Below are 24,144 nucleotides of genomic sequence, written 5' to 3' on the forward strand. Positions count from 1 at the left end.
ATCCTGCGCGGCGAGCGAGACATTCTCGCGCCATGATGAGGGCAGTTTCCAGACGCCAGATGCTGGCCCAGACGCTGGGCATCGGCCTCGCCTCGTTGCTCAAGGTGCCGGCGGCACGCAGTGCCAGCTGGCCGAAGATCGATGCGACCTTCCTGTTTTCCGCCGATATCCATGCCTGCCGCATGGCCAGCGGTCTCAGCCCCGACTGCCAGGCCGAAGGCAAGACTGACGAAAACCTGCGCCGGCATATCGCCGCATTGAACAAGGTCGGCGAATTCGAATGGCCGCGCGAGGTCGGCGGAGCGCAGAGCGGATTGGCAGGCGCAGGTCAATGGATCGGCCGTTCGCTCGGCCTGGTCATCGGCGGCGATGCTACCGATGACGGCGGCGGCCAAGTAACGCAGCCGCATGAAGGCACCCAGCTTCTGCAATTCAGCCAGCGCTACCAGCAGCGCAACGGCTCCGACCGTGTGCATGTACCTGTCTATGTCGGACTCGGCAATCACGACCTCGACCAGGACGGCCCGCCGCCGCATGTCGACTGGTACCGGCGCGAGATGCGCGACTATGTCGAAATCAATCATCGTCCAAGCGTGTTCTTCAAGCCGCCGGTGCCGGCCACCAACTACGATGCGCCATCCGACTGCTATTCATGGGACTGGGGCGGCCTGCATCTGGTCCAGTCCCACAGGTTCGCCGGCGATACCGCCAAGGGCGCGATCAGCGGCCTTGAATGGCTCAAGCAGGACCTGAAGACGTTTGCCGGCGACGGGCGTCCGGTGATCCTGTTCCAGCACTATGGTTGGGATCCGTTCTCGATCGAGCGATGGGACGCGGATGCCCACACATTCAATGACACCGGCAGCGGCAAGCCGCACTGGTGGAGCGATGACGACCGGCGCGCGCTGTTGGGAGCGATCGAAGGTTACAATGTCGTCGGTGTATTCCACGGCCACCAGCACGAGACCGCCATGATCTACCGGCGCGACGGGCTCGACCTGTTCAAGCCCAAGGCCGCCTTTATGGGCGGTTTTGCCGTGGTGCGAGTGACCGACACCTCGATGGACGTCGTTTTGGCGGAAGCCGGCCCGCGAGGAAGCGTCACCTTCACCAACGCTTTCAGCAAGGTGCTGGACGACACACGCTGACATTGCGGTGTACCCTTCCGCCGGGCCCCAAGAAGGGTTATGTGAGGTGCCTCGGAGGGCTTTGCATGACCATCAGACTGATCCTCGCCGGCTGCGGCAACATGGGCTACGCCATGCTCACGGGCTGGCTCCATTCGGGCAAGCTCGCGCCGGAGGAAACCTTCGTGGTCGAGCCCAATGCCGAACTGCGGACGCGCGCCGCTGCCCTTGGCAGCCGGGTCGCCTCTGAGGTCGCCGGCATTCCTGCCGATGCAGATCCCGAAATTGTGGTCATCGCTGTCAAGCCGCAGGTCATTCGCGAGGTCACCGCAGGATACCGCCGCTTCGGCAACGGTCGCACGACCTTCGTCAGCGTTGCAGCCGGTACGCCCGTCACCACTTTCGCCGAAATCCTCGGCAGCCAAACGCCCATCGCGCGCTGCATGCCCAACACGCCAGCTGCCATCGGCAAAGGCATGATGGTGGTCTATTCTAACGAACACGTCACCGAAAAGACCAAGGCCGTCGTAGGCGACCTGTTGTCGGCCAGCGGCGAAGTCGCGACTATCGCCGACGAAGGGCTGATGGATGCGGTGACGGCGGTTTCCGGATCCGGACCGGCCTACATCTTCCATTTCATCGAATGCCTGACGGCAGCGGCGGAGAATGCCGGTCTTCCCTCGAAAACGGCGTCGCTCCTGGCGATGCAGACGGTCTACGGGGCAGCGAGCCTTGCTGCGGAAAGCCGCGAAGACCCAGCGGTGTTGCGCCGGCAGGTGACCAGCCCCAATGGCACCACCGCCGCGGCGCTTGGCGTATTGATGGGCGAGGACCGCCTCAAAAACTTGTTGTCCGAGGCCGTCGAGGCAGCCCGGCTGCGCTCGATAGAACTCGGCAAGTAGCTATTTGGCGTCAGCCTCGGCTTGCAGCGCCTCGATGTGAGGTGCAGCAGCCTCATTGACCGCGCGCTCCATGTCGCGGAACTGGCGTACGACCTCTTCGCCGACAGTCGTAAGTTCGGCGCCGCCGCCATGCTTGCCGCCGGTCTTGGCGGCGACCAATGGCTTGCCGAACATGTCCTTCATCTCTTCGACCAGGTCCCAGGCGCGCTTGTAGGACATTTCCATGGCGCGAGCCGCCGCCGAAATCGAGCCGGTGGCAGCAATCTGTTCGAGAAGCTCAACCTTGCCCGGTCCCAGGCGGCCCTTCGGGTCGAGATACAAGCGCAAGGTCAGAGACGGCATCGGCTACTCCAGTCAGTCGCTGGTTAGCACAAGCGGCGCCCCTGGAGAAAGATTGGCGCGATCGAATGCAACGGTCTTGATGACGGCAAAGACGTCGCGGCCGACACGGAGCTGAAGTGTCTCCAGCGACTGGCGGGTGATCCGCGAGACGAGCATGTCGCCGTGGCAGTCGAGCCGAAGGTCTATCTGCGCACCGTTGACCTTGCCTATCTCGGCGATGCGGCCGGGCAGGATGTTGAGCGCGCTTAACCCCTGCGGCCGTTCGGTTGCGATCATCACGTCGCGCGCCCTCACCCGGACGCGAACGGTCGTGCCTTCGGCCAGCCCGATGCGCGGTACACGCATTTCGCCAGCTGCAGCGCCAAGGACGGTCATGCCAAAAATTTCGTCATGGTGCAGGACTTTCATGTCGAGCACGGCACCACCCTCGCCCACCTCTTCGGGCGGCAACAGGTCTAGGCGCTGCATGATCTCGATTGTCGGCCCGGACGCCGCAACCTTGCCCTCGGCCATCACCACGATGTCGGTAGCAAGCCGCGCCACCTCCGCAATGGAGTGGCTGACATAAACGATCGGAATCCTGGTCTCGTCGCGCAAGCGCTCGAGATACGGCATGATCTCGGCCTTGCGGGCATCGTCGAGCGACGCCAGCGGCTCGTCCATCAAAAGCAATCTCGGGCTCGCCAGCAACGCGCGGCCAATGGCGACACGTTGCTTTTCGCCACCCGAAAGCAGTGCCGGTCGCCGCGCCAGCAAATGACCGATGCCGAGCATGTCGACGACACGCTCGAACTCCGCGTAGCGTTCGCTGCGCGGCGTGAACCAGCGACCGTACAGCAAGTTGGAACGCACGTTGAGGTGCGGGAACAGCCGCGCGTCCTGGAAAACGACGCCGACCCGGCGCCTGTGCGCAGGTACGAACTTTCGAGCCGCCGTATCGACCAGCGTCCTATCGCCGATGACGATGCGGCCGGCATCGGGGCGAATCAGGCCCGCAATGATGTTGATGAGCGAGGTTTTCCCCGAGCCGGATGGGCCGAACAATGCGGTCAGATGGCCCGCACTTTCGAAACTGGCTTCCAGGTTCAGCGCGCCGAGGCGGTGGCGGACATCGACGAGCAGGGTCATCCGACGTCCACGCGTTGGCCGATGCGGCGCGCGAAGATCTCGGAGACGATCAGCGCGATCATCGAAATGGCGATCGAAATGAGCGTCAGCCGCATGGCGCCGGCGTCGCCACCGGGCACCTGGGTGAAGGTATAGATTGCCGACGGCAGCGTCTGGGTCTCGCCGGGAATGTTGGACACGAAGGTAATGGTGGCGCCGAACTCGCCCATCGCCTTGGCAAAGGACAGGATCATGCCGGCGACGACGCCTGGCAGGATCAACGGCAGCGTCACGGTCAAAAACACCCACAGCGGGCTTGCGCCGAGCGTACCTGCCGCCGACTCAAGGCGCCGATCGACCGCCTCGATGGACAAGCGGATGGCTCGCACCATCAGCGGAAACCCCATGACCGCGCAGGCAAGGGCGGCACCGGTCCAGCGGAACGAAAAAACGATGCCGAAATGCTCGTCGAGGAATGATCCGATTGGCCCGCGTCGACCGAAGCTCAAGAGCAAAAGATAGCCTGTGACGACGGGGGGGAGGACGAGCGGCAAATGGACAACGCCATTGAGCAGCGACTTGCCCCAGAATTTGCCACGCGCCAGCAACAGGGCAATCGCAATGCCGAAAGGTAGGCTGGCGGCCATCGCCCACAGCCCAACCTTGATCGACAGGTGGACCGCATTCCATTCGTCAGGAGTGAGGTCCAGCCATGTCATGCGTCAGTCTGAATGCCTTTAGTTGGAAGCGACGGGCGCAAGCATAGTGAAACCTTGCGCTTCGAACAGCTCCTTGGCCTTGGCGGACTGAAGATGTTTCACGTACGCAGCTGCGTCAGCGCTCTTCGAACCCGCCGTCACGCCAACCGGATAGACGATGGGAGGATGCGAGTCTTCCGGGAAAATGCCAACGATCTTCACGCCAGGCTCGGCGGCCGCGTCGGTCTGGTAAACGATGCCGAGCGGGGCTTCGCCGGTCGAGACCAGCTTGAGGGCCGCGCGCACGTTTTCAGCCTGGGCGATCTTGCCTTCGACCGACGACCAGACGCCGAGCTTTTCCAGCGCCGCCTTGCCGTATTTGCCGGCGGGCACCGCCTTGACGTCGCCCATGGCGAGACGGCCGTCGCCAAGAAGTGCTGCGAGGTCGAAATTCGGGGCGATCTCGGCCTTGGCGGCGGAATCCTTCGGCGCAACCAGCACGATGCGGTTGCCGAGCAGCTTCACTTCGGAGCCATCCTTGATGAGTTTCTTGTCGGAGAGATACTTCATCCAGTCGAGGTCAGCGGAGATGAACACGTCGGCCGGGGCGCCCTCTTCGATCTGCTTGGCGAGCGCGGAGCTGGCGGCATAAGAGGCGGTGGCGGACTTGCCACCTTCGGCCTTCCAGGCAGCATCGACGGCATCAAGCGCGTTCTTGAGGCTGGCTGCGGCGAACACGACGACGTCGCCATCGGCGCGCGCTGCCGGCAGGCCGAGCGACAGCACGGCTGCAAGGCCACCCACCATCGCGGCAAGCCGCACCCCAAATCCCCTACGCGTGAACATCGTCAGTCCTCCATGACTATTCTGGCTGCGGTATAGCAGCCGGTTCGTTATATTCTTATGGATATAACACATTTCAAGCAACCACCCATCGGGGTGGTTTTCAGCGAAACTGCTACGATGTTTTGACGGCCAATCGACCCGGAGCCTGGCTTGGCATTCAGGGGGAGACTGACAGGATGCTTCGTGCCATATGTGGCGCCGCTAACCTAGGGGGAGGCCGAAGGACGCGCCGCGCCCTGCAGACCCAGCCCCTCATCACTATCGCATGAGTTTCCCAGACATGGCCGGCATATCGACGTATGAAATCATCTGGCTCGCCATCGCATTGCTGAGTGCAGGCGCAGTCACCGGCCTTCTGGCCGGCGTGTTCGGCGTCGGCGGTGGCACCGTCATCGTGCCGGTACTGTACGAACTGTTCCAGGCTGTCGGCGTGCCGGAAGAAGTGCGCATGCCGCTCTGCGTCGGCACCTCGCTCGCCATCATCATTCCGACCTCGATACGTTCCTTCAAGGCCCACCACGCCAAAGGCGCAGTCGATATGGCAATTCTGAAGCAATGGGCGGTGCCGGTTGTGGTGGGCGTAGCCATGGGCAGCGTGATCGCGCGCTACGCACCCGCCGACCTTTTCAAGGCGGTGTTCGTCATCGTCGCCGGCTTCTCGGCGATCCGTCTTCTGTTCGGCAAGGATTCATGGAGGCTCGGGCTGGACATGCCAGGCAAGCTCATCATGAACATCTACGGCTGGATCATCGGCGTGCTGTCGAGCCTGATGGGGATCGGCGGCGGCCAGCTTTCCAACCTGTTCATGACCTTCTACGGCCGGCCGATCCATCAGGCGGTGGCGACGTCGTCAGGCCTGGGCGTGCTGATCTCCATCCCCGGAGCGCTCGGCTACATCTATGCCGGCTGGCCGCGTGCGGCCGAGTATCCCGACGTCGCCGCACTGCAGTTCCCGCTCTCGCTGGGCTATGTCTCGCTCGTCGGCCTGATCCTGTTCGTTCCTACGAGCGTGCTCACGGCCCCTTTGGGCGCACGGCTCGCGCATTCCCTGTCGAAACGAAAGCTCGAAGTCGCCTTCGGCATCTTCCTGCTCTTGATCAGCCTACGCTTCCTCTTCAGCCTGATCGGCTAGTTCCAACAACGGCGCGACGCTGACAAGAAAACGCCCGGCAACTACCGGGCGTTTCGATGATCGGCAGATGGAAAGGCCTGGCTCACGCTCTTTCGAGCGCGATCGCAATGCCCTGTCCGACACCGATGCACATGGTGGCAAGCGCCAGCTTGCCACCGCGCAGGCCGAGCTCCAGCGCCGCGGTACCGGCGATGCGGGCGCCCGACATGCCCAGCGGGTGGCCCAGTGCGATGGCCCCGCCATTCGGGTTCACGTGCTCCGCGTCCTCGGCAATGCCAAGGTCACGGAGCACGGCAATGCCTTGGGAGGCGAATGCTTCATTGAGTTCGATGACGTCGAAATCGGAAGGCTGAATGCCCAACCGGGCGCACAGCTTCTTCGTCGCTGGTGCCGGACCGATGCCCATGATGCGAGGCGCAACGCCGGCAGCCGCACCGCCGAGCACACGCGCGATCGGCGTCAGGCCATACTTCTTCACCGCTGCTTCAGAAGCAACGATCAGTGCCGCCGCACCGTCATTGACGCCCGAAGCGTTGCCTGCCGTCACCGTGCCGCCCTGGCGGAACGGCGTCGGCAGCTTGGCCAAAGTCTCGATAGTGGTACCGGCACGCGGATGCTCGTCCTTGGCAACGACGATGGCATCGCCCTTGCGCTGCGGGATAGTCACCGGCGTGATCTCCTTGCCGAGACGTCCATTCTCCTGGGCAGCAACGGCCTTGTTTTGGCTGCGAACCGCGAACGCGTCCTGATCGGCCCGGGATACGGCAAAGTCTTCCGCCACGTTCTCGCCCGTCTCGGGCATCGAATCTATCCCGTACTGCTTCTTCATCAGTGGATTGATGAAGCGCCAGCCGATGGTGGTGTCATGGATCTCGGCATGGCGCGAAAACGCGGCATCCGCCTTTGGCATGACGAAGGGCGCGCGGCTCATGCTTTCGACGCCGCCTGCAATCATCAGCTCGGCCTCGCCGGCCTTGATGGCGCGGGCAGCTGCAATCAGCGCGTCCATGCCCGAACCGCAGAGCCGGTTGATTGTCGTGCCCGACACGTCCTGCGGCAGTCCGGCCAGCAGCAGCGACATGCGCGCGACGTTGCGGTTGTCCTCGCCGGCCTGGTTGGCGCAGCCGAAGATGACGTCGTCGACCGCCGCCCAGTCGACCGAGGCATTGCGCTCTATCAGCGCCTTGAGCGGCACAGCACCAAGGTCGTCGGCGCGAACCGATGACAAGGAACCGCCGAAGCGGCCGATCGGCGTACGGATATAGTCGCAGATATAGGCCTCAGCCATCCTTGGATCCTCTCTTTGCGCCAACCGCCTCGCCCTTGTGGGCGGCATCGGTGCGTGCCTTGAGATCACGCAGCGTATTCAGTTCCAGTTCGGTCGGCGCAGGCGTTTCCTCAAGCGTGTCGGCAAACTTGACGGTCCAGCCGCAGGTCTCTTGCACCTTGTCGCGGGTGACACCCGGATGCAGCGAAACGACGGTGAACTCCTTGGTCTCAGGGTCAGGCTTCCAGATCGCCAGATCGGTGATCAAGAGCGTCGGGCCCTTGGTGTCGATGCCGAGACGCTGGCGATGATCGCCGCCCTCGCCGTGACCGAAGGAGGTGTAGAAGTCGATCTTTTCGACCATGCCGCGCTTGGTCTGCGCCATGGTGATGTAGATTTCCTTCGACGAGGTCGCGATCTCCGGCGCGCCGCCGCCACCCGGCAGGCGGGTCTTGGGGTGGGCGTAGTCGCCGATGACCGTCGTGTTGATGTTGCCGAACTTGTCGAGTTGCGCAGCACCGAGGAAGCCAATCGAAATACGACCGCCCTGCAGCCAGTAGCGGAACATCTCGGGTACCGAGACGGTGGTGACGGCAGTGTCGCAGAGCTCGCCGTCGCCGATCGACAGCGGCAGCACGTCGGGTGCGGTGCCAATGGTGCCCGATTCGTAGATCAGAGTGATGTCGGGCGCATGCGTCAGCCGCGCGACATTGCAGGCGGCCGAAGGCGCGCCGATGCCGACGAAGCAGACGTCGTCGCCCTTGAGCGCGCGCGAGGCGGCAATCGTCATCATCTCATTGGGGGTGAAGCCGAGTTCGCTCATGCGACGTTCCTCAGGTGTTCGACGCGGGCCGCGAAATCGTCGGCGCTCTTTTCGATGACGTTCTCTTGCATCCACTCACGGAAGCGATCGCGGTCGGCAGCGATCTCATCCCATTCGAGATAAGAAGCATTGTCGCGGATGTAATAGCCATGCGCGTAAGATGGGTGCGCCCCGCCCGGCACGACGGAAATGGCCGTCACCGACCAGTTGGGCAGCACTGTCAGGTTCGGGTGCAGGTCGTCGAAATTGTCGACCACCTCCTCGACCGTGACCACGGCGCGCTTCGCGGCAAGGGCTGCTTCCTTCTGGATGCCGATGATACCTTCGACCAGCACGTCGCCCTTCTTGTTGGCCTTCTGGGCGTGGATGAAAGTGACGTCAGGACGAACCGAAGGAACGGCCGCCAGCACCTCGCCGGTGAACGGGCAGGTCACCGACTTGATGTTCGGGTTGACCTGGGCGAGTTCGGCGCCGCGATAGCCACGGAAGATCGCGCAAGGCAGGCCGGCGGCTCCCGCCTCATAGGCGTTGGCCATGGCGGCGTGGCTGTGCTCCTCGATCTCCAGCGCATGCGGAAAACCGTTCTCGACGGCGTCGCGCAGGCGGCGCAGCAGGCCAACGCCGGGATTGCCGGCGTAGGAGAACACCGCCTTCCTGGCCATGCCCATGCCGATCATCTGGTCGTAGATCAGGTCAGGCGTCATGCGGACCAGCGTCAGGTCCTTGAAACCCTGGCGGATCGCCTCATGCGCGGCAGCAGTTGGAATGAGGTGCGTGAACCCTTCGAAGGCCACGGTGTCGCCGTTATTGAGATTGTCGGCGACCGCCTGCGACAGGGGGAGAAATTTGGTCATCGCGTTTCGTCCCGTTTATCCAAAGTTCGCTCGAAAGTTCGTATTGCGAACATTTGTTTTCTATGCGATACATTTTTGAGCCAAGATCACGCTGGAGTCAATGAGATGACTTCGCTGCACAGCTATTTCCTGAGGAATGCCGCATGAGCGACGCAGAAACCGGCCGAGATCATGTCACTTCGCTTGAGCGCGGCCTCGCCGTCCTGGAAATCCTGGCCGCCAATCCTGCCGGACTGACGCTCACCGAAACCGCCGAAAAGGCAGGCCTCACCCGCGCGGGCGCCCGGCGATTCCTGCTGACGCTGGTTGCAACGGGCTATGCCGTGCAGGCAGGCCGCAACTTTTCGCTGTCACCCAGGCTCTTGGCGCAAGCCCGCATCTGGCTGCATGGCGTGCCGCTATGGACCTTCGCAGAGCCTTTCATGCGCAAGACCGCGGCCAAGCTGCACGAGTCCTGTTCGGCGGCGATCCTGTCGGGCGAAGACATGGTCTACGTCGCGCGCGTCCCCGGCCCGCGGATCATCGCGGTGGACCTGCAGGTCGGCGCACATTTGCCCGCCCACTGCACGGCCATGGGGCGCGTTCTACTTTCGGGCCTCAAACAAGGTGAGATCGAAACGTTCCTGACGCGGGCAACGATCACACAACGCACGCCCAAAACCACGACAGACAGGACGCTGCTCGCCGCCATCATCGCAAAAGTGCGGGCGGACGACTTCGCCATCGTCGATGAAGAGCTGGAAATCGGCCTACGTTCCATCGCCGTACCGTTGCGCGATCGCTCGAATGCGATCATCGCCGCGATCAACGTCTCGACGCAGACCTCCCGTCATTCGCCTGCCGACATGGAAACCGAAATCCTGCCGATCCTCAGGCAGATGGCTCAGCGGATCAGCGACTTCTTCGTCGTGCAGTAACGCTATGCCCGCATCGAGCCGGTCTCGATGTAGCGCTGATGCCACGACAGCGCTTCGTTGAGCAGCGACGGCGACTGCAATCCATAGGAATGCTTCAACGCGCGGTCGAAATAATCGGCCAATGCCGGCCGATAGTCCGGATGCGCGCAGGTTTCGATGATGAGCCGCGCGCGTTGCTTGGGCGACAGGCCACGCAGGTCGGCGAGGCCCTGCTCTGTGACCAGCACCTGCACATCCTGGTTGATATGGTCGACATGGCTCGCCTGCGGCACAATCGCCGAGATCTTGCCGCCCTTGGCGGTCGACGGCGTCATGAAGATCGAGACATAGGCGTTGCGGGCAAAGTCACCCGAGCCGCCGATGCCGTTCTGGATACGCGAGCCCATGATGTGGGTCGAATTGACGTTGCCATAGATGTCGGCCTCGATCAGCCCGTTCATGGCGATGCAACCGAGGCGCCGGATCAGTTCCGGGTGGTTGCTGATTTCCTGCGGCCGCAGGATCATCTTGTCTCGATAGCGCCCCATATCCGTGTTCAGCCGGTCGGCGGCGTCGGGGCTAAGCGAAAAGGCGGTGGCCGAAGCCATGCGCAGCTTGCCGGAATCGATCAGGTCCAACATGCCGTCCTGGATCACCTCGGTGTAGGCGGTCATGTTTTCGAACGGACCGTCGACCAGGCCGGTCAGCACCGCATTGGCGATGTTGCCGACACCCGACTGGATCGGCAGCAGCGACGCCGGCAGCCGGCCCTTGGCGACTTCGTGGCTGTAGAATTCCAGCAAGTGCCCGGCGATCGCATGGGCGACGTCGTCGGGCTTCGAGAACGGCAGGTTGCGATCGGGCGCATCGGTCTCGACGATGGCGACGATCTTGGCAGGGTCGCAGCGAAAGACAGTTTCACCGATACGGTCGTCTGGCTTCACCAGAGGGATCGGCACCCGATGCGGGGGCAGCGCCGTGCCGTAGTAGATGTCGTGCATGCCTTCCAACTGGCTGTTCTGCCAGCGGTTGACCTCGAGGATCACCTTGTCGGCACGGTCGAGCCAGGTCTTGTTGTTGCCGACCGACGACGAGGGGATGAGCGAGCCGTCTGGAAGAATGCCCGAAACTTCGACGACAGCGGTGTCGAGGGGGCCCAAGAAGCCCTGCCAGGCCATCGGCGCGACCTGGCTCAGATGCATGTCGAAATATTCCATCTCGCCGCGATTGATCTTTTCGCGGGCAATAGGATCGGAATTGTAGGGGAGACGGAACTCGATACCGTCCGCCTTGGCGAGCGCGCCGTCGAGTTCTGGGCCAGTCGAAGCGCCGGTCCAGACACGCAGGCGGAACGGATTGCCCTTGGCATGTTCCGCCTCGATGCGAGCGGCAAGCGCCAAAGGCACGGTCTTGGGATAGCCCGAACCCGTGAAGCCGCTCATCCCGACCGTGGTGCCCGACTTGATCAGCGATGCCGCGTCCTGCGCACTCATCACCTTGGACCGCAGGCTATCGCAGCCTATCCGCGTTCGCACCATGTCTCGCCTCGCTCAACCGTTGCGCTTCGTTCCTCGCCCCCCAATCGAGGCTACCTGATATGACATCCGCCTGTCGGTGCAAGGGGTGATTGTGACGCGGCGCGGCTATGCGTCAGGCAGCCTCGGCGAGGCCGTTGCGCCTGGCGTTCAACCTGATGACGGCCCTAATCGGCAGGTGGTCGGAGGCGATGCGCGCAAGCGCAGTGTCATGCGCTTCGAGCTCGGTGAGCAAGTTGTGCGGCCTGGCCATGACGCGATCAAGCGCCAATACCGGGAAGCGCGAGGGAAAACTCGGCACGATCGCATGCATCGGCCCGAAAGCCGGTTCCAGGCTGCGCAGCGACGAGCGCTTGCCTAGCCGCCACTCGTTGAGATCGCCAACGAGCACCGTCGGCTTGTCGCTGTGCAACTCGGCCGCCGAAAGCAGCGTGCCGGCCTGTAGCTTGCGCGAGTGACGCAACAGGCCAAAATGGGCGGCGATGAGGCGCAAAGGGCCAGCGTCCAGCTCGAGGTCGACGACGACCGCCCCACGTGGCTCGGCCCCGGGCAGCACGATCTGGCGCGCGGCGCTCACCGAACCCTTGCGGAAAAGCACGACATTGCCGTGCCAGCCATGGCTCTTGAGACGGCCGGCCAGCGGAACCGGAACAAGCCCGGTCTCACGCTCGACCGCATCCAGATCGAGCAAGCCGGCTCGGTCGCCAAAGCGCTGATCGGCCTCCTGTAGCGCGATCACGTCGGCGCCGATCTCGGAGATCACCTCCATGGTGCGCTGCGGATCGAAACGACGATCCAGTCCAACACATTTATGGACGTTGTAGGAGGCAACTACGATTTCGCTGTGGGTGCCTGTTGCAGCGGTCGAAGACGCATCCTGCCTGGCATGTGCTGCGGGCGGGTGCCCGGCACTTGTTGCAGCGGGAATCTTTAAGCCTTGCTTGCTAGCCATCACTCGTCTGGAATCTCTGGGAAATTCATGTTCAGTTGCGGCAGGCGTTGTTGCCAACTGTAACCCATATGGTCGTGGTGTTCGAGATTTTCCACATGCGTCACGATGGCCTTCCACCAAAATGGTATCGTGAGGTTATGGTTCCATCCTTAACAGATTGGCCGCCCGACGCATGAAATTCATCGCAATCGCCATAGCTGTCGTCGGAACGCTCGTCCTTGCCTCCCTTCTGGCGGTCTATGCCTATGGCCGCTTTGCCAAACGTGCTCGCGGCGCGCCGTCCCAGGCGCTGCCGACAGCTGAAAACGATACCCAGTTCGATGCGCTGGTGGCCCCGCTTCTGTCAAACCGCCCGCGTCAGAGCGGGCTGGCGCTGCTTTCCTCCAATCTGCACGCCTTTGCCGTACGCGCCTATACGGCGCGCAACGCACAGCGCAGTCTCGACCTGCAATATTACTATTGGAAGGACGACCTGACCGGCGGCCTTTTGGCGCGCGAGGTGCTCACTGCCGCCGATCGCGGCGTGCGCGTAAGGCTGATGCTCGACGACATCAACGCCAAGGGGTACGACCCGAATTATCTCGCACTCGACAGCCACCCCAACATCGAGGTCCGCCTGTTCAATCCGAGCTGGGCACGGGCCTTCGGCCTGCAGCGCGGGCTGGAACTTTTGCTGCGCGCGGTGCGGACGACTCGGCGCATGCACAACAAGGCCTGGATCGCCGACGGCAGGCTGGCCATCGTTGGCGGACGCAATATCGGGGATGCCTATTTCGACGCGTCCGAGGACGCCAATTTCCGCGACATGGACCTTTTGCTCGTCGGCGACGTGGTCGACCAGACGGAAGCTATTTTCGACCGGTTCTGGAACAGCGAAGCGGTGCTGCCAATCCGTCATGTCACCGGCATGGCGAAAGGCGACCTGCCAGCCCTACGCGTCCGCCTTGAGCGCACGGCGACCACCGGCCTGGCCGAGCCTTACATCCATCGTGTTACCGAAGAGAGCCGGCAATGGGCGTCGTCGGGCATGGGCAAGCTGCGCTGGACAATCGAGGCTGAAGTCGCCTCCGACCCACCGGAAAAGGCCTATGGCGGAGGTCAGGACAGCTGGCTGATGACGGCTATCAGACCAATATTGGCTTCAGCGAAGCGCGAGCTGAAGATCGTTTCGCCCTATTTCATCCCCGGCGAGGCTGGCACCCATCAGTTGACGACACTGGCCAAGGATGGGGTTGCGGTCACCGTGCTGACCAATTCGCTCGCCGCCACCGACGTCGCCGCGGTCCACGGCGCTTATGTTCGATACCGCAAGCCACTGCTGAAAAGCGGCATCGAAATCTACGAATTGAAGCCCGACGACGAGCGCACCGACATGTCGCTGTTCGGCTCCAAGGGCGCGAGCCTGCATACCAAGGCGTTCATCGCCGATGGACAGGCAGGCTTCGTCGGATCCTTCAACTTCGACCCGCGCTCGACCTCACTCAACACCGAGATGGGGGTGCTGTTCCGCCAAAACGATTTGGCCGGCGAAGTGGAAGCGGTGATCGCGGCACAGATCTCACCGCGCGGCAGCTACAAACTTTCGCTGCAGGGCGGCAAACTGACCTGGAGCGACCGTGCTGCCAACGGCGCACGCGAACTCACGCACGAACCACGCGCCAGCCTCCGGCGTCGCCTGCTGGCCAAGGTCATCAGCTATCTGCCGATCGAGTCGCAGCTGTGAACTGACAAGCTCGGCCAAACGCACCAATCGACGTCACATCAAAAGCCGCGCACTGAACAAAAAGATGCAATGCAGGCGCAATGCGGCTCGCCCTTTAGATCGCCCGGCCGGTTCCAGAATTCCGCGGAACCGGCGCAGGCAGTCTAAAGGAGCCTTCCCGTGCGACATGAATGGAAGCCGGAACTGGATCAGTGCGTCGCGCCGGTCCAATCATTGCCGGCACACGCCACGAGGCGGCCCTCGGTCTTCCTCCAGACGCTCGGCCTTGGCGCACGCATTTCGCGCAAGCGCTCGGTGGTGTTTTGCCTGCGATTCGCCTGCCGTCCGGTCAGCACCTTTGGCTGGATAAAATTCCTCGACGTTTTTTCGCGACAGCACTCGCTTGGCCGTCCGCATGACGACCTGTTGCGCAAGTCGCTGGATGTCTTTTTTGTCCAGGGGATCCCAAGCCCCGTTCGTCTCAAGCTGATGACGGAGCATTTCCGTATCGCGGCCATGATGCTGAGGCACGACGATCTCGCGGCCCTTTGGCGGGGCGAGCGCCTCGATCTCGGCAGCGTCAGCGGACGCGGCGAAAACTACAACATGCAGATGCTGCTGGCCGCTCATTGCGGCAGCCGTCACGAAGGCGTCTTCGCCCTCAAAATGTCGCGAGCGAGCGACGATTACAGCTTATGGACGGCCAGCTTCGTCTTCGTTCGTGGCGCAGACGGCACCCCCAGCCTGGCGATCGGCGGCATGCAAGGCCCCAAGGGCACCGAGGCGAAGCGCTCGGTCATCACCGCAACCCGTTGCCTTGGCGGGTTGCGGCCCAAGGATGCGATGTTGCTCGTGCTTCATGGCCTGGTTTCGGTGACCAATGCGCCGCACATCATGGCCGTTTCCAATGCAACGCATGTCATCAACCAGCGCCGCCGCAAGCGCCGGCGGCTGATGCAGGCCGATCTGGACGAATACTGGACCGAACGCAGAGGCACCGCCGCAGAACCGTTCGGCTTCCAATTGCCTGCGCCATCAGCACCTCAAATCGACAGCCCAAACAGGCGCGAGCAAAGCAAACGGGCTTTTTGGGACATCGGCATCGGGATTTGCAGTGCGTCGGGCAGAGATGCGGTGGCCCACTGGCACAAATGACGTTCCGCAAATATCCTAGGCCCTCAGACTCGCCCTTCCAATGTTACTCAATCGAAAACTGCCGATAGTTATAGATTGCACCATCCACTTCCCATCTGCTGATCGACAGACTGATCTCGCCTACCAGCTTGCGGCGGAGAGCGGTCGCGTAGTCTCCCTTGGCGGCAGGCGTGAGAACGAAAGCGTTCGGACCGCCAATGACATTCGCAACAAAATAGCTGGCGAGCTCATATTTTACCCCACGTAGACGCGGCGACACTGCGATTGCATTAATTGTATACCACTTCGCGATCGCCTGAGTTCGGCTCTGCTGAACGGGCAAGCCGTCGTTGTTGGTGCCATTGGCAGAGATATCAATTATCTTTCTGGTCGCCGCTCCAGGGAACTGGTCGAGAAGTAGACTTCCCTGGTCAATGGCGAAGGAAATGGATGTATCGCCACCAACGCGACCGGTGGGCGAACCGCTTTTGAGGATAATCGAAGCCGCGGTTTTCGCGTCCTCCAGCCCACATACCGTTGACCACGGCAAAACGTTGCGCAAATGCCCGTGGCTGGACCACTCAAAATAGGTGATCCCCACGCATCCAAAATAGTTGCGGGCAATTGCTGCGAGGACCTCTGGCGCCACCAATGCTTCTGCATGGCCCTCGCGCTGCATATCAGCTGTAGATGCATCGACAGACGATGATACATCGACCGCGAAAGCGATCGCGACATCTACATCGGCGGAATGTGCGGGCAGCGCGACAAATGTGGCTGCGCCGACCCCCATGAGAACGCCAAGCGACTGGACGTTCACCTTGGCCTCCGGTCAGCCCCCGGCCTCATCTCAACAATACGTTATATTCCAAGTTTTGGTAGATCGCCGCTTCGCGGTTTGATGCCCGCCAGCCGAAGCTCCTTCCGAATCGCAAGACAAGCGAAATAGCCGCCCGCCTCGATTGATGTGATGCCGAACCTTGCCAGCCATCGATTCCCACGCTGATTTGTTACAGGACTTGTAACGTCAGAATGGGCGGCAACCCCGCAGCGCAGGATCCAACGATTTCAATTTAGGGAGGAGAATGGTGCTGCCAGAGAGGATTGAACTCTCGACCTCTCCCTTACCAAGGGAGTGCTCTACCACTGAGCTACGGCAGCAACCGTGAACGGGGCGGCTTGTGCCACATGATTCCCGGGAGCGCAAGTTATGAGTTGCACCAAATCGTGTATCATTTTCCACAGGCCCGCTTACGCCACAATACTGGCCATTTCCATTGCCAAGCCGCTATGAACGATCGACAAGCGGGGACCACCACATGTCTTCGAAACCAAAAATGCCCTCTAGCGGTGCCGACAAGCGTCAGGCGCGGCTCGCAGCCGAGTTGCGCGCCAACCTGATGAAACGCAAGGCGCAGGCCCGATCGCGACGCACAGGCGAAGCCGATGCGAGGCCGGAAGGCCTTGCCGCAGCCGAGGGAGAGACGGAAAAACCCGAGAAAGCCTGACCGGCGACGGCAGGCGCTTGGCGCACAGACCGGCAAAACCGGGTTTCTTGAACCTGAAAGCGCGATGGTCTAGACGGCGGCAAGAAAATTTCTCGCCAGAACCGGGTTCCCCCGGAGAAACGACGGCCAATGGATCGCATCAGAATTGTCGGCGGCAACGAGCTGACCGGAATCATCCCGATCTCGGGCGCGAAGAATGCAGCCCTTCCCCTGATGATCGCCTCGCTGCTCACCGACGATACGCTGACGCTCGAAAACGTGCCGCATCTGGCCGATGTCGAGCAGCTGATCCGCATTTTGGGCAATCATGGCGTCGACTATTCCGTCTCCGGCCGCCGCGAGCGCCAGGGCGAAGGTTATTCGCGCACCATCTCGTTTACCGCCCGCAACATCGTCGATACGACAGCTCCTTATGAGCTGGTCTCCAAGATGCGCGCCAGCTTCTGGGTCATTGGACCGCTGCTTGCCCGCATGGGCGTAGCCAAGGTGTCGTTGCCGGGCGGTTGCGCCATCGGCACGCGGCCGGTCGACCTGTTCATCGACGGCCTGCAGGCGCTTGGCGCCAAGATCGAGGTCGAAAACGGCTACATCCTGGCTTCAGCCAAGAACCGCCTCACCGGCAATCGTTACACCTTCCCCAAGATTTCGGTCGGTGCCACCCATGTGCTGATGATGGCAGCAACGCTTGCGCGTGGCGAAACAGTGCTTGAAAACGCCGCGCGCGAGCCGGAGGTCGTCAATCTTGCCGAGTGCCTCAACGCCATGGGCGCCAGAATCACCGGCGCAGGCACTTCGACAATCACCATCGAAGGCGTCGATTCGCTGTCGGGCGCACGCCACCGCGTCATCCCCGACCGCATCGAGACCGGCACTTATGCCATGGCGGTCGCCATGACCGGCGGCGACGTTCTGCTCGAAGGCGCGCGCGCCGACCTCTTGCAGGGCGCGCTCGACGTGATCTCCCAGACCGGGGCCGAGATCATCGAGACCAATTCCGGCATCCGCGTGCTGCGCAACGGCTCGGGCATTTCACCGGTCGACGTCACCACCGAGCCATTCCCAGGCTTCCCGACCGATCTGCAGGCGCAGTTCATGGGCCTGATGACCATGTCGAAGGGCAAGTCGAAGATCACCGAGACGATCTTCGAAAATCGCTTCATGCATGTGCAGGAGCTCGCCCGCCTTGGCGCCCACATCACGCTTTCTGGCCAGACGGCGATCGTCGAAGGCGTTTCCAAGCTCAAGGGCGCGCCCGTGATGGCGACCGACCTGCGCGCTTCGGTGTCGCTGGTCATCGCCGGCCTTGCCGCCGAAGGCGAAACGACGGTCAACCGCGTCTACCATCTCGACCGCGGCTTCGAGCGGCTGGAAGAGAAGCTGTCGCGCTGCGGCGCGGTCATCGAGCGCATCAGCGGGTGATTTAAGGCAGTAGGGCATCAAGGCAGTACTGCAGTAGCTCTGCTGCCCTATTCCCATACTACCCTACTCCCCTCACGCGCGGTTGCGCGCTGCACCAAGACCGCCTAACAAAGCCGGACGCATCACCTTCCCGCACAGGCAGCCGACCGGACATGAATCAGCTCAAGCTAGTCGCCCTCGACGAAGAAGACCTGGAGATCGTCTCGGCGCATGTGCAGGATGCGGTGATCAAGGTCGGCGACCTCGCATTCGATGCGCCCGCCAAGCGCTTTGCGCTGGCGATGAACCGCTTCGCGTGGGAAACCAAGAAGGGCTTTTTCAGCCCGAAATATGAGCGCCGGCGCTCGATCCTGCATTTCGACCGCGTGCTGTCGGTCAAGATGTTCGGCATTTCGCGCACCAAGACCGACGAGGTGCTGGAGCTTCTGGCCATCGGTTTTGCGCAGGACGAAGATCCAGCCGGCGAGATCGAATTGCTGTTTTCGGGCGACGCCGCGATCCGGCTCGAGGTCGAGTGTATCGAAGCGCGGCTGACCGACACCGGTGCTGCCTGGCAGGCCTCCTCCCGCCCCATTCACAAGACCTGAGCATTTTCCATGGCCATCACGCTTAGCCAATCCGCCGCCGATTTCGAGAAGCGCTTCGCTGCCTTCCTGACCACCAAGCGCGAGGTTTCGCCCGACGTCGATGCGACGGTGCGCGCCATCATCGACGACGTGCGCATGCGTGGCGACGCGGCCCTGATCGACTACACCAAGAAATTCGACCGCGCCGACCTCACCGCGCTCGGTATCGCCGTGACCCGCGCGGACATCGACCAGGCCTATGTCGACGCCGATCCGGAAATCGTCGAAGCGCTGCGTTTTGCGCGCGACCGCATCCGCTCCCACCATGCCCGCCAGATGCCCACGGACGACCGCTATGTCGATGCGGTCGGCGTCGAGCTCGGTTCGCGCTGGACCGCCGTCGAAGCGGTCGGGCTCTATGTTCCCGGCGGCACGGCGAGCTATCCGAGTTCGGTGCTGATGAATGCGGTTCCGGCCCAGGTTGCCGGCGTCGAACGCATCGTCATCGTGGTGCCCGCCACCGGCGGCGTCATCAATCCGCTGGTGCTGGTTGCAGCCGACCTCGCCGGCGTATCCGAAATCTACCGCGTTGGCGGCGCGCAGGCGATTGCAGCCCTTGCCTATGGCACCGAAACCATCCGCCCCGTCGCCAAGATCGTCGGGCCCGGCAACGCCTATGTCGCGGCTGCCAAGCGCCAGGTGTTCGGCACCGTCGGCATCGACATGATCGCCGGCCCCTCCGAAGTGCTGATTGTTGCCGACGCCGACAACGATCCGGACTGGCTTGCCGCCGACCTGCTGGCCCAGGCCGAGCATGACGTGTCGGCGCAGTCGATCCTGATCACCAACGATGCCGCGTTCGGCAAATCGGTCGAAGCGGCTGTCGAGCGCCAGATCAAGCTCTTGCCTCGCGCTGAAACCGCTGCCGCAAGCTGGCGCGACTTCGGCGCGGTGATCCTGGTCGAGGACTTCGACAAGGCGATCCCGCTGATCGACCGAATCGCTGCCGAACATCTCGAACTTGCCACCGCCGAGCCGGAAGCATTGCTTGCGCGCGTCCGCAACGCTGGATCGATCTTCGTGGGCAAGCATACGCCCGAAGTCATCGGCGATTATGTCGGCGGTCCGAACCATGTACTGCCGACGGCACGTTCGGCGCGCTTTTCCTCCGGGCTGAGTGTGCTCGATTTCGTCAAGCGCAGTTCGATCCTGAAGCTCGGTCCAGAGCAATTGCGTGCGCTCGCACCCGCGGCCATCGCCCTTGCCAAGGCCGAAGGTCTCGACGCCCATGCGCGCTCCGTCGCCATCAGATTGAACATGTAGGCCGCGATGTCCGACAAAGGCCACGCACGCTCCCGCCTGGTCGACGTCGAACTCGACGAATCGATCGGCCGTTCGACGCCCGACGTCGAGCATGAGCGCGCGGTCGCGATCTTCGACCTGATCGAGGAAAACTCGTTCCACCCGATCAATGACGATGGCCACGGCCCCTACCGGCTCAAGCTGTCGCTGGTCGACGCCAGGCTGGTCTTCGCCATCTCGCGCGAGCATGGCGAGGCAGTGGTCACCCACATCCTGTCGCTGACGCCATTCCGCCGCATCGTGAAGGACTACTTCATGATCTGCGAAAGCTACTACGAGGCGATCCGCTCCTCGACGCCCAGCCAGATCGAGGCGATCGACATGGGCAGGCGAGGCCTGCACAATGAGGGATCGCAAACGCTGCTCGACCGCCTGGCCGGCAAGATCGAGATCGACTTCGACACAGCCCGCCGCCTTTTCACGCTGATCTGCGTGCTTCACTGGCGCGGATGACATATGGCGGCAAACGGCAGCTCCCCGCGCTCCATCTTGTTCATGTGCCGAATGAATTCGGTTCGCTCACCGATGGCCGAAGCGATTGCCCGTCACCAACTGCCGCCCTCGATCTTCGTCGCCTCGGCCGGCGTGCGCGCCGGCGACCGTGACCCGTTCGTCGATGCCGTGCTTGCCGAAGAGGGCATGGGGCTGAACGAGCACCAGCCCCGCACAATCGATGATCTCGAAGACGACTATTTCGATCTGATCGTCACGTTGGCACCCGAGGCGCATCACGCCGCACTCGAGTTCACCCGCTCGATGGCAGTCGACGTGGAATATTGGCCAACCCCGGACCCGACCGCAGTGACTGGCACGCGGGACCAGATCATGAGCGCCTATCGCGATGTGCGTGAGCGGCTGAAGGCCAGAATGGGCGAAAGATTCGCCCAAAACGCAGCCGAAAACGACGCCGATTAAGCGTGTTCACAAACCGTGGATAATCATATAGGTTCCGCCCAATTCCGGCCGGGACGCCGGCCAAGTCATCCAAACCAAAGGTACCGAATGCCGAAGGAAGAAGTCCTCGAGTTTCCGGGCGTCGTAACGGAATTGTTGCCGAATGCGATGTTCCGGGTCAAGCTCGAAAACGAACACGAAATCATCGCCCACACCGCCGGCCGTATGCGCAAGAATCGCATTCGCGTTCTGACCGGCGACAAGGTCCTCGTCGAAATGACGCCTTACGACCTGACCAAGGGCCGTATCACTTACCGCTTCAAGTAAGCCGCGACAGCCCACCGGGCGCTCGGCCGGCCCCAGCCTACAGGATCTTGGATTGAGCGATCTGCAAAAGCTTGTGCTTGCTTCGGGTTCGCCCCGCCGTGTCGAGCTGTTGCAGCAGGCCGGCATCGAGCCGGACCGGCTGTTTCCGGCCGACGTCGACGAACGTCCGATGCGTGCCGAGCACCCGCGCTCGCTGGCAAAGCGCCTGTCTGTGACCAAGGTCCAGAAGGCGTACGACGTTCTTTCCAGGGAAGCCGAGCCGGCTTCCGGCTTCATCCTTGCGGCCGACACCGTGGTCGCCGTCGGCCGACGTATCTTGCCCAAGGCGGAGACATCGGACGAGGCGCTGCACTGCCTGCAGCTGCTTTCGGGCCGATCGCACCGCGTCTATACCGGCCTGGCGCTGGTGACGCCCGTCGGCAAGCTGCGTCAGCGGCTGGTCGAAACGCGGGTGCGCTTCAAGCGCCTGTCGAAGCAGGACATGGAAAACTACCTTGCGTCGGGCGAATGGCGCGGCAAGGCTGGCGGCTATGGCATTCAGGGCCTCGCCGGCACGTTTGTTGTCAAGCTTGTCGGCTCCTACACCAATGTGGTGGGCCTGCCGCTCTACGAGACGACATCGCTACTGTCAGGCGAAGGTTATCAGGTCCAGCTCAACTGGCAGGCTGGCGCGCGCATATGAGCGACACCAACGACACGGTCGCGCCGCTGCGCGCCAAGCGCCCCTGCCCCGAATGTGGCAAGCCCTCGGCCCGAGACAGCTACCCATTTTGCTCGCCACGCTGCAAGGCGGTCGACCTCAACCGCTGGCTTTCGGGCTCCTATGCCATTCCGGTGCGTGACGACGAGGAAGAAGATTCGGACGGAAACGGCGAAGCCGGCGAACAACGCTAAGCGAGGTTCGCAGCTTACGCTACGGCCTGTGATTTCTTTCTGGAAAAAGACATCTCAGGCGCTGGACAGCGGCAAATCTCGTGTTATAACCCACCCGCTTTCAGGGGTGCAGCGCACCACTCGAAGCCCCCGGGATCAAGACATTTGGCTCGATCCCGGAAGTAGGCCCAGATAGCTCAGTTGGTAGAGCAGCGGATTGAAAATCCGCGTGTCCGTGGTTCGAATCCGCGTCTGGGCACCACTCCTTCCCTCAACAAATTCAGTATTTTAATGTCGATCGATGGCAACTGATCGGCCGAACTTATGTCGCGTCGTGTTGCAACTGAGTTTCCTTGATTTTCAAGGGTTTTCGCGCAACGACGGCAGATCCATGCGGCATGGAGCGCGAGAGAAAAAACTGGTCTGCAGATCGCCTGAATACCGGGCGTAAAGAGCTGCGCCTTTTCGCGGGCTCATCCGGTGTGAGGCCATCTGCGATTTCGTCTTGGCAAGCTCAGGTTCCAAGCCAAATAGAGGTGGGACGATCGGCTGCCTTCTCTTACCTATCGGCAGATTAGCCAAGCATCGATCAATCGAAGCAGCAATCCTCCTCGTTGCCGTACGTTGCCTCTGAAAAACAAACAAACCCCGGTGTAGGAAATCAAACATGTCTCGGCGGCAATAGGCAGGGTGCCGGGCCGCCATGTCGCGCAGTTCCGGTTGACGGTTGCGCATTCCGCGTGAGAATGGCGCCCATGCTTGATCCCGAGACTCTCAAGTTTATCGATGCGGCCCGGGGGCACCGGCAGATTGAACTGTCAGTACGGCTAATTGAGTCTGCAATTGATCATCTGGGGGATCGCGGCCGCGCCGCTGAGGCAGTCCGAGCGCAAGCGTGGAAGGATGCTGAGGCAGCGGTGATACGTGCTGTCGATAAATATGCGCAAGATGGCCTGCGTGTTGCGAGGCCGGAGCGGACGCGGCATGGCATGATCCTCACCGCATCGGCCCTGACATGGCGGCTTTTCCTGAAAGAGCAGCGGTCGCTAGTTGGGAGTCGGGAGATCGAATTTCGGCAGTACACCAAATCTTGGAGCTACGGAATGCCCGGTTTCCCGGAGTGAACCGTGGCCGAGGCTTGGGCCACAAGCTACTGGCGAGACCCATCCCAGTTCTAGTAGCGGTACACCCCAAACCCATGCCGAGATGCAGAAAACGAGCAAGATAAACACCGTGACGGTGCCCACCCGAGCGTTCTACAACAGCGCGCGTCCGCACTCGAAGCTCGGCTGGCAGACGCCCGACGAGTTCCCACTGACGTTCCACACGCGACGGGCCCTGGCGCTGAGCAATGCGAAAAGCCACGCGCCAGCGCCCGCCGCTTCCACCGCCCAGCAGGGCAAACTCAACGCCGGAAACGAACTCAAAACTGGGCAAATCTTGGGGGCAACGTCGCGGCCGCCGTCATCTTTCTGCTGATCGATCCTAGGCAATTCCCGTGATCAACATGGATACCGCCGTTACCATTCCAAAAAGAAACAGAACCAGAGAGATGTTCACTGACCATTTGACCAGCAAATAAAGACGCTTGTTGGTCTGCTTGAGAGATTTTGTCTGTGCAAGCACGGGTGCCAAGCCGGAAAATATACGGTTCGCCAGGCCTCTCTTATCTTCCAACGTGTTGGGTACAACGGAAGCGCGCGTCAGGCCGTGATAGAAAAAAGTTGGTCGTGTCCCATCAGGTGGTGTAGCTGGACGGTTACGGAGCCGCTCGCGAGCGCGCCGTTAGCAGCGCCGTAGCGAGTGAGCGGCGTGTCGGTGGTCATCGGCGCTTTCCGGTAGGGTTTGGTTGTTGACGCCAACCCATTTCGGAAGGAC

27 protein-coding genes and 2 tRNA genes are annotated in these 24,144 nt (G+C 62.1%); 18 read left to right on the top strand and 11 right to left on the bottom strand.

The annotated features are described in order from the left end of the window. Positions 1–32 precede the first annotated feature (32 nt). Positions 33–1,148, top strand: a complete 1,116-nt coding sequence (locus C8K44_RS20630) for a metallophosphoesterase (RefSeq protein WP_109577643.1) — start codon at positions 33–35, stop codon at positions 1,146–1,148. A 65-nt stretch (positions 1,149–1,213) separates the two neighbouring features. Next, a complete protein-coding gene (gene proC / locus C8K44_RS20635) occupies positions 1,214–2,029 on the top strand; it encodes a pyrroline-5-carboxylate reductase (protein ID WP_109577644.1) in 816 nt (271 codons plus the stop codon). Here the strand turns inward: proC and C8K44_RS20640 are convergent, their stop codons facing one another. Genes C8K44_RS20640 through modA form a run of 4 tightly spaced genes read right to left on the bottom strand, consistent with a single transcriptional unit; the run spans position 2,030 to position 5,022 of the window. Continuing rightward, positions 2,030–2,371, bottom strand: a complete 342-nt coding sequence (locus C8K44_RS20640; RefSeq protein WP_109577645.1) for a winged helix-turn-helix domain-containing protein — start codon at positions 2,369–2,371, stop codon at positions 2,030–2,032. It lies immediately after the preceding gene. 12 nt (positions 2,372–2,383) lie between these two features. Beyond that, positions 2,384–3,499, bottom strand: a complete 1,116-nt coding sequence (gene modC, locus C8K44_RS20645; protein WP_109577646.1) for a molybdenum ABC transporter ATP-binding protein — start codon at positions 3,497–3,499, stop codon at positions 2,384–2,386. Continuing rightward, positions 3,496–4,197 (bottom strand): molybdate ABC transporter permease subunit, encoded by a 702-nt coding sequence (modB, locus tag C8K44_RS20650; RefSeq protein ID WP_109577647.1) that lies wholly within the window; start codon positions 4,195–4,197, stop codon positions 3,496–3,498. Before modB ends, modC begins: the two co-directional genes overlap by 4 nt. Before the next feature lie 18 nt (positions 4,198–4,215). Further along, positions 4,216–5,022 (bottom strand): molybdate ABC transporter substrate-binding protein, encoded by an 807-nt coding sequence (modA, locus tag C8K44_RS20655; RefSeq protein WP_199227155.1) that lies wholly within the window; start codon positions 5,020–5,022, stop codon positions 4,216–4,218. Positions 5,023–5,302: 280 nt separating this feature from the next. Here modA and C8K44_RS20660 point away from each other — a divergent pair, with 280 nt between their 5' ends. Continuing rightward, positions 5,303–6,154 (top strand): sulfite exporter TauE/SafE family protein, encoded by an 852-nt coding sequence (locus C8K44_RS20660; RefSeq protein ID WP_109577649.1) that lies wholly within the window; start codon positions 5,303–5,305, stop codon positions 6,152–6,154. An 82-nt stretch (positions 6,155–6,236) separates the two neighbouring features. Here the strand turns inward: C8K44_RS20660 and pcaF are convergent, their stop codons facing one another. From pcaF to C8K44_RS20675, 3 genes are read right to left on the bottom strand one after another with little or no spacing between them, the layout of a single operon-like run. After that, entirely contained in the window at positions 6,237–7,442 is a 1,206-nt protein-coding gene (gene pcaF, locus C8K44_RS20665; protein ID WP_109577650.1) for a 3-oxoadipyl-CoA thiolase, read from the bottom strand. After that, positions 7,435–8,244 carry a CoA-transferase subunit beta gene (locus tag C8K44_RS20670; protein WP_109577651.1) on the bottom strand — a complete coding sequence of 270 codons (810 nt, stop codon included), beginning with the start codon at positions 8,242–8,244 and terminating at the stop codon, positions 7,435–7,437. Before C8K44_RS20670 ends, pcaF begins: the two co-directional genes overlap by 8 nt. Beyond that, a complete protein-coding gene (locus C8K44_RS20675) occupies positions 8,241–9,098 on the bottom strand; it encodes a CoA transferase subunit A (RefSeq protein ID WP_109577652.1) in 858 nt (285 codons plus the stop codon). The genes C8K44_RS20670 and C8K44_RS20675 overlap by 4 nt, the downstream gene beginning before the upstream one ends. A gap of 143 nt (positions 9,099–9,241) precedes the next feature. Between C8K44_RS20675 and C8K44_RS20680 the strand changes: the two genes are divergently transcribed. Next, positions 9,242–10,015 carry an IclR family transcriptional regulator C-terminal domain-containing protein gene (locus tag C8K44_RS20680; RefSeq protein WP_109577653.1) on the top strand — a complete coding sequence of 258 codons (774 nt, stop codon included), beginning with the start codon at positions 9,242–9,244 and terminating at the stop codon, positions 10,013–10,015. A gap of 2 nt (positions 10,016–10,017) precedes the next feature. Here C8K44_RS20680 and C8K44_RS20685 read toward each other — a convergent pair whose 3' ends face one another. Continuing rightward, on the bottom strand, positions 10,018–11,532 hold the full coding sequence (locus tag C8K44_RS20685; protein ID WP_109577654.1) for an acetyl-CoA hydrolase/transferase family protein: 1,515 nt from the start codon (positions 11,530–11,532) through the stop codon (positions 10,018–10,020). 112 nt (positions 11,533–11,644) lie between these two features. After that, positions 11,645–12,481 (bottom strand): endonuclease/exonuclease/phosphatase family protein, encoded by an 837-nt coding sequence (locus C8K44_RS20690; protein WP_245417572.1) that lies wholly within the window; start codon positions 12,479–12,481, stop codon positions 11,645–11,647. Between the two features lie 172 nt (positions 12,482–12,653). Here C8K44_RS20690 and C8K44_RS20695 point away from each other — a divergent pair, with 172 nt between their 5' ends. Both C8K44_RS20695 and C8K44_RS20700 read left to right on the top strand, forming a co-directional pair. Then, the gene (locus C8K44_RS20695) at positions 12,654–14,204 is read left to right on the top strand and encodes a phospholipase D family protein (protein ID WP_109577655.1); all 1,551 of its coding nucleotides are present in this window, start codon (positions 12,654–12,656) and stop codon (positions 14,202–14,204) included. A 159-nt stretch (positions 14,205–14,363) separates the two neighbouring features. Next, complete coding sequence (locus C8K44_RS20700; protein WP_109577656.1) at positions 14,364–15,338, top strand: DUF535 family protein; 975 nt, start codon at positions 14,364–14,366, stop codon at positions 15,336–15,338. Between the two features lie 43 nt (positions 15,339–15,381). Here the strand turns inward: C8K44_RS20700 and C8K44_RS20705 are convergent, their stop codons facing one another. Then, complete coding sequence (locus tag C8K44_RS20705; protein WP_348626343.1) at positions 15,382–16,137, bottom strand: DUF1194 domain-containing protein; 756 nt, start codon at positions 16,135–16,137, stop codon at positions 15,382–15,384. A gap of 266 nt (positions 16,138–16,403) precedes the next feature. Further along, a tRNA-Thr gene (locus C8K44_RS20710) sits at positions 16,404–16,478 on the bottom strand. Between the two features lie 158 nt (positions 16,479–16,636). Here C8K44_RS20710 and C8K44_RS20715 point away from each other — a divergent pair. The 12 genes from C8K44_RS20715 (at position 16,637) to C8K44_RS20770 (ending at position 23,745) form a co-directional block, all read left to right on the top strand. After that, complete coding sequence (locus C8K44_RS20715) at positions 16,637–16,825, top strand: hypothetical protein (protein WP_109577657.1); 189 nt, start codon at positions 16,637–16,639, stop codon at positions 16,823–16,825. Between the two features lie 129 nt (positions 16,826–16,954). Then, positions 16,955–18,244, top strand: a complete 1,290-nt coding sequence (gene murA, locus C8K44_RS20720) for a UDP-N-acetylglucosamine 1-carboxyvinyltransferase (RefSeq protein WP_109577658.1) — start codon at positions 16,955–16,957, stop codon at positions 18,242–18,244. A gap of 152 nt (positions 18,245–18,396) precedes the next feature. Beyond that, positions 18,397–18,831, top strand: a complete 435-nt coding sequence (locus C8K44_RS20725) for a DUF2948 family protein (RefSeq protein ID WP_109577659.1) — start codon at positions 18,397–18,399, stop codon at positions 18,829–18,831. Positions 18,832–18,840: 9 nt separating this feature from the next. Beyond that, complete coding sequence (gene hisD, locus C8K44_RS20730; RefSeq protein WP_109577660.1) at positions 18,841–20,133, top strand: histidinol dehydrogenase; 1,293 nt, start codon at positions 18,841–18,843, stop codon at positions 20,131–20,133. Positions 20,134–20,139: 6 nt separating this feature from the next. Further along, complete coding sequence (locus C8K44_RS20735; RefSeq protein ID WP_109577661.1) at positions 20,140–20,625, top strand: UPF0262 family protein; 486 nt, start codon at positions 20,140–20,142, stop codon at positions 20,623–20,625. A gap of 51 nt (positions 20,626–20,676) precedes the next feature. Continuing rightward, positions 20,677–21,087, top strand: a complete 411-nt coding sequence (locus C8K44_RS20740; protein WP_245417573.1) for a low molecular weight phosphatase family protein — start codon at positions 20,677–20,679, stop codon at positions 21,085–21,087. Positions 21,088–21,174: 87 nt separating this feature from the next. Then, the gene (infA, locus tag C8K44_RS20745) at positions 21,175–21,393 is read left to right on the top strand and encodes a translation initiation factor IF-1 (RefSeq protein ID WP_006200926.1); all 219 of its coding nucleotides are present in this window, start codon (positions 21,175–21,177) and stop codon (positions 21,391–21,393) included. A gap of 52 nt (positions 21,394–21,445) precedes the next feature. Then, on the top strand, positions 21,446–22,075 hold the full coding sequence (locus tag C8K44_RS20750) for a Maf-like protein (protein ID WP_109577663.1): 630 nt from the start codon (positions 21,446–21,448) through the stop codon (positions 22,073–22,075). After that, positions 22,072–22,287 (top strand): DNA gyrase inhibitor YacG, encoded by a 216-nt coding sequence (gene yacG / locus C8K44_RS20755; RefSeq protein ID WP_109577664.1) that lies wholly within the window; start codon positions 22,072–22,074, stop codon positions 22,285–22,287. Before C8K44_RS20750 ends, yacG begins: the two co-directional genes overlap by 4 nt. A gap of 165 nt (positions 22,288–22,452) precedes the next feature. After that, a tRNA-Phe gene (locus C8K44_RS20760) sits at positions 22,453–22,528 on the top strand. A 493-nt stretch (positions 22,529–23,021) separates the two neighbouring features. Beyond that, complete coding sequence (locus C8K44_RS20765; RefSeq protein WP_146203975.1) at positions 23,022–23,390, top strand: hypothetical protein; 369 nt, start codon at positions 23,022–23,024, stop codon at positions 23,388–23,390. 109 nt (positions 23,391–23,499) lie between these two features. Further along, positions 23,500–23,745, top strand: coding sequence for a transposase (locus C8K44_RS20770; RefSeq protein WP_146203976.1), 246 nt, complete (start codon positions 23,500–23,502; stop codon positions 23,743–23,745). Positions 23,746–24,144: the final 399 nt, after the last annotated feature.

The sequence above is a fragment of the Aminobacter sp. AP02 genome (assembly GCF_003148805.1).
In the GTDB taxonomy this organism is placed as follows: Bacteria; Pseudomonadota; Alphaproteobacteria; order Rhizobiales; family Rhizobiaceae; genus Aminobacter.

What these genes read in the sequence shown, in the direction of transcription:
- C8K44_RS20630 (WP_109577643.1), top strand. Translation starts at nt 33, where the DNA reads ATGATGAGGGCAGTTTCCAGACGCCAGATGCTGGCCCAGACGCTGGGC.
- proC (WP_109577644.1), top strand. Translation starts at nt 1,214, where the DNA reads ATGACCATCAGACTGATCCTCGCCGGCTGCGGCAACATGGGCTACGCC.
- C8K44_RS20640 (WP_109577645.1), bottom strand. Translation starts at nt 2,371, where the DNA reads ATGCCGTCTCTGACCTTGCGCTTGTATCTCGACCCGAAGGGCCGCCTG.
- modC (WP_109577646.1), bottom strand. Translation starts at nt 3,499, where the DNA reads ATGACCCTGCTCGTCGATGTCCGCCACCGCCTCGGCGCGCTGAACCTG.
- modB (WP_109577647.1), bottom strand. Translation starts at nt 4,197, where the DNA reads ATGACATGGCTGGACCTCACTCCTGACGAATGGAATGCGGTCCACCTG.
- modA (WP_199227155.1), bottom strand. Translation starts at nt 5,022, where the DNA reads ATGTTCACGCGTAGGGGATTTGGGGTGCGGCTTGCCGCGATGGTGGGT.
- C8K44_RS20660 (WP_109577649.1), top strand. Translation starts at nt 5,303, where the DNA reads ATGGCCGGCATATCGACGTATGAAATCATCTGGCTCGCCATCGCATTG.
- pcaF (WP_109577650.1), bottom strand. Translation starts at nt 7,442, where the DNA reads ATGGCTGAGGCCTATATCTGCGACTATATCCGTACGCCGATCGGCCGC.
- C8K44_RS20670 (WP_109577651.1), bottom strand. Translation starts at nt 8,244, where the DNA reads ATGAGCGAACTCGGCTTCACCCCCAATGAGATGATGACGATTGCCGCC.
- C8K44_RS20675 (WP_109577652.1), bottom strand. Translation starts at nt 9,098, where the DNA reads ATGACCAAATTTCTCCCCCTGTCGCAGGCGGTCGCCGACAATCTCAAT.
- C8K44_RS20680 (WP_109577653.1), top strand. Translation starts at nt 9,242, where the DNA reads ATGAGCGACGCAGAAACCGGCCGAGATCATGTCACTTCGCTTGAGCGC.
- C8K44_RS20685 (WP_109577654.1), bottom strand. Translation starts at nt 11,532, where the DNA reads ATGGTGCGAACGCGGATAGGCTGCGATAGCCTGCGGTCCAAGGTGATG.
- C8K44_RS20690 (WP_245417572.1), bottom strand. Translation starts at nt 12,481, where the DNA reads ATGGCTAGCAAGCAAGGCTTAAAGATTCCCGCTGCAACAAGTGCCGGG.
- C8K44_RS20695 (WP_109577655.1), top strand. Translation starts at nt 12,654, where the DNA reads ATGAAATTCATCGCAATCGCCATAGCTGTCGTCGGAACGCTCGTCCTT.
- C8K44_RS20715 (WP_109577657.1), top strand. Translation starts at nt 16,637, where the DNA reads ATGTCTTCGAAACCAAAAATGCCCTCTAGCGGTGCCGACAAGCGTCAG.
- murA (WP_109577658.1), top strand. Translation starts at nt 16,955, where the DNA reads ATGGATCGCATCAGAATTGTCGGCGGCAACGAGCTGACCGGAATCATC.
- C8K44_RS20725 (WP_109577659.1), top strand. Translation starts at nt 18,397, where the DNA reads ATGAATCAGCTCAAGCTAGTCGCCCTCGACGAAGAAGACCTGGAGATC.
- hisD (WP_109577660.1), top strand. Translation starts at nt 18,841, where the DNA reads ATGGCCATCACGCTTAGCCAATCCGCCGCCGATTTCGAGAAGCGCTTC.
- C8K44_RS20735 (WP_109577661.1), top strand. Translation starts at nt 20,140, where the DNA reads ATGTCCGACAAAGGCCACGCACGCTCCCGCCTGGTCGACGTCGAACTC.
- C8K44_RS20740 (WP_245417573.1), top strand. Translation starts at nt 20,677, where the DNA reads ATGAATTCGGTTCGCTCACCGATGGCCGAAGCGATTGCCCGTCACCAA.
- infA (WP_006200926.1), top strand. Translation starts at nt 21,175, where the DNA reads ATGCCGAAGGAAGAAGTCCTCGAGTTTCCGGGCGTCGTAACGGAATTG.
- yacG (WP_109577664.1), top strand. Translation starts at nt 22,072, where the DNA reads ATGAGCGACACCAACGACACGGTCGCGCCGCTGCGCGCCAAGCGCCCC.
- C8K44_RS20765 (WP_146203975.1), top strand. Translation starts at nt 23,022, where the DNA reads ATGCTTGATCCCGAGACTCTCAAGTTTATCGATGCGGCCCGGGGGCAC.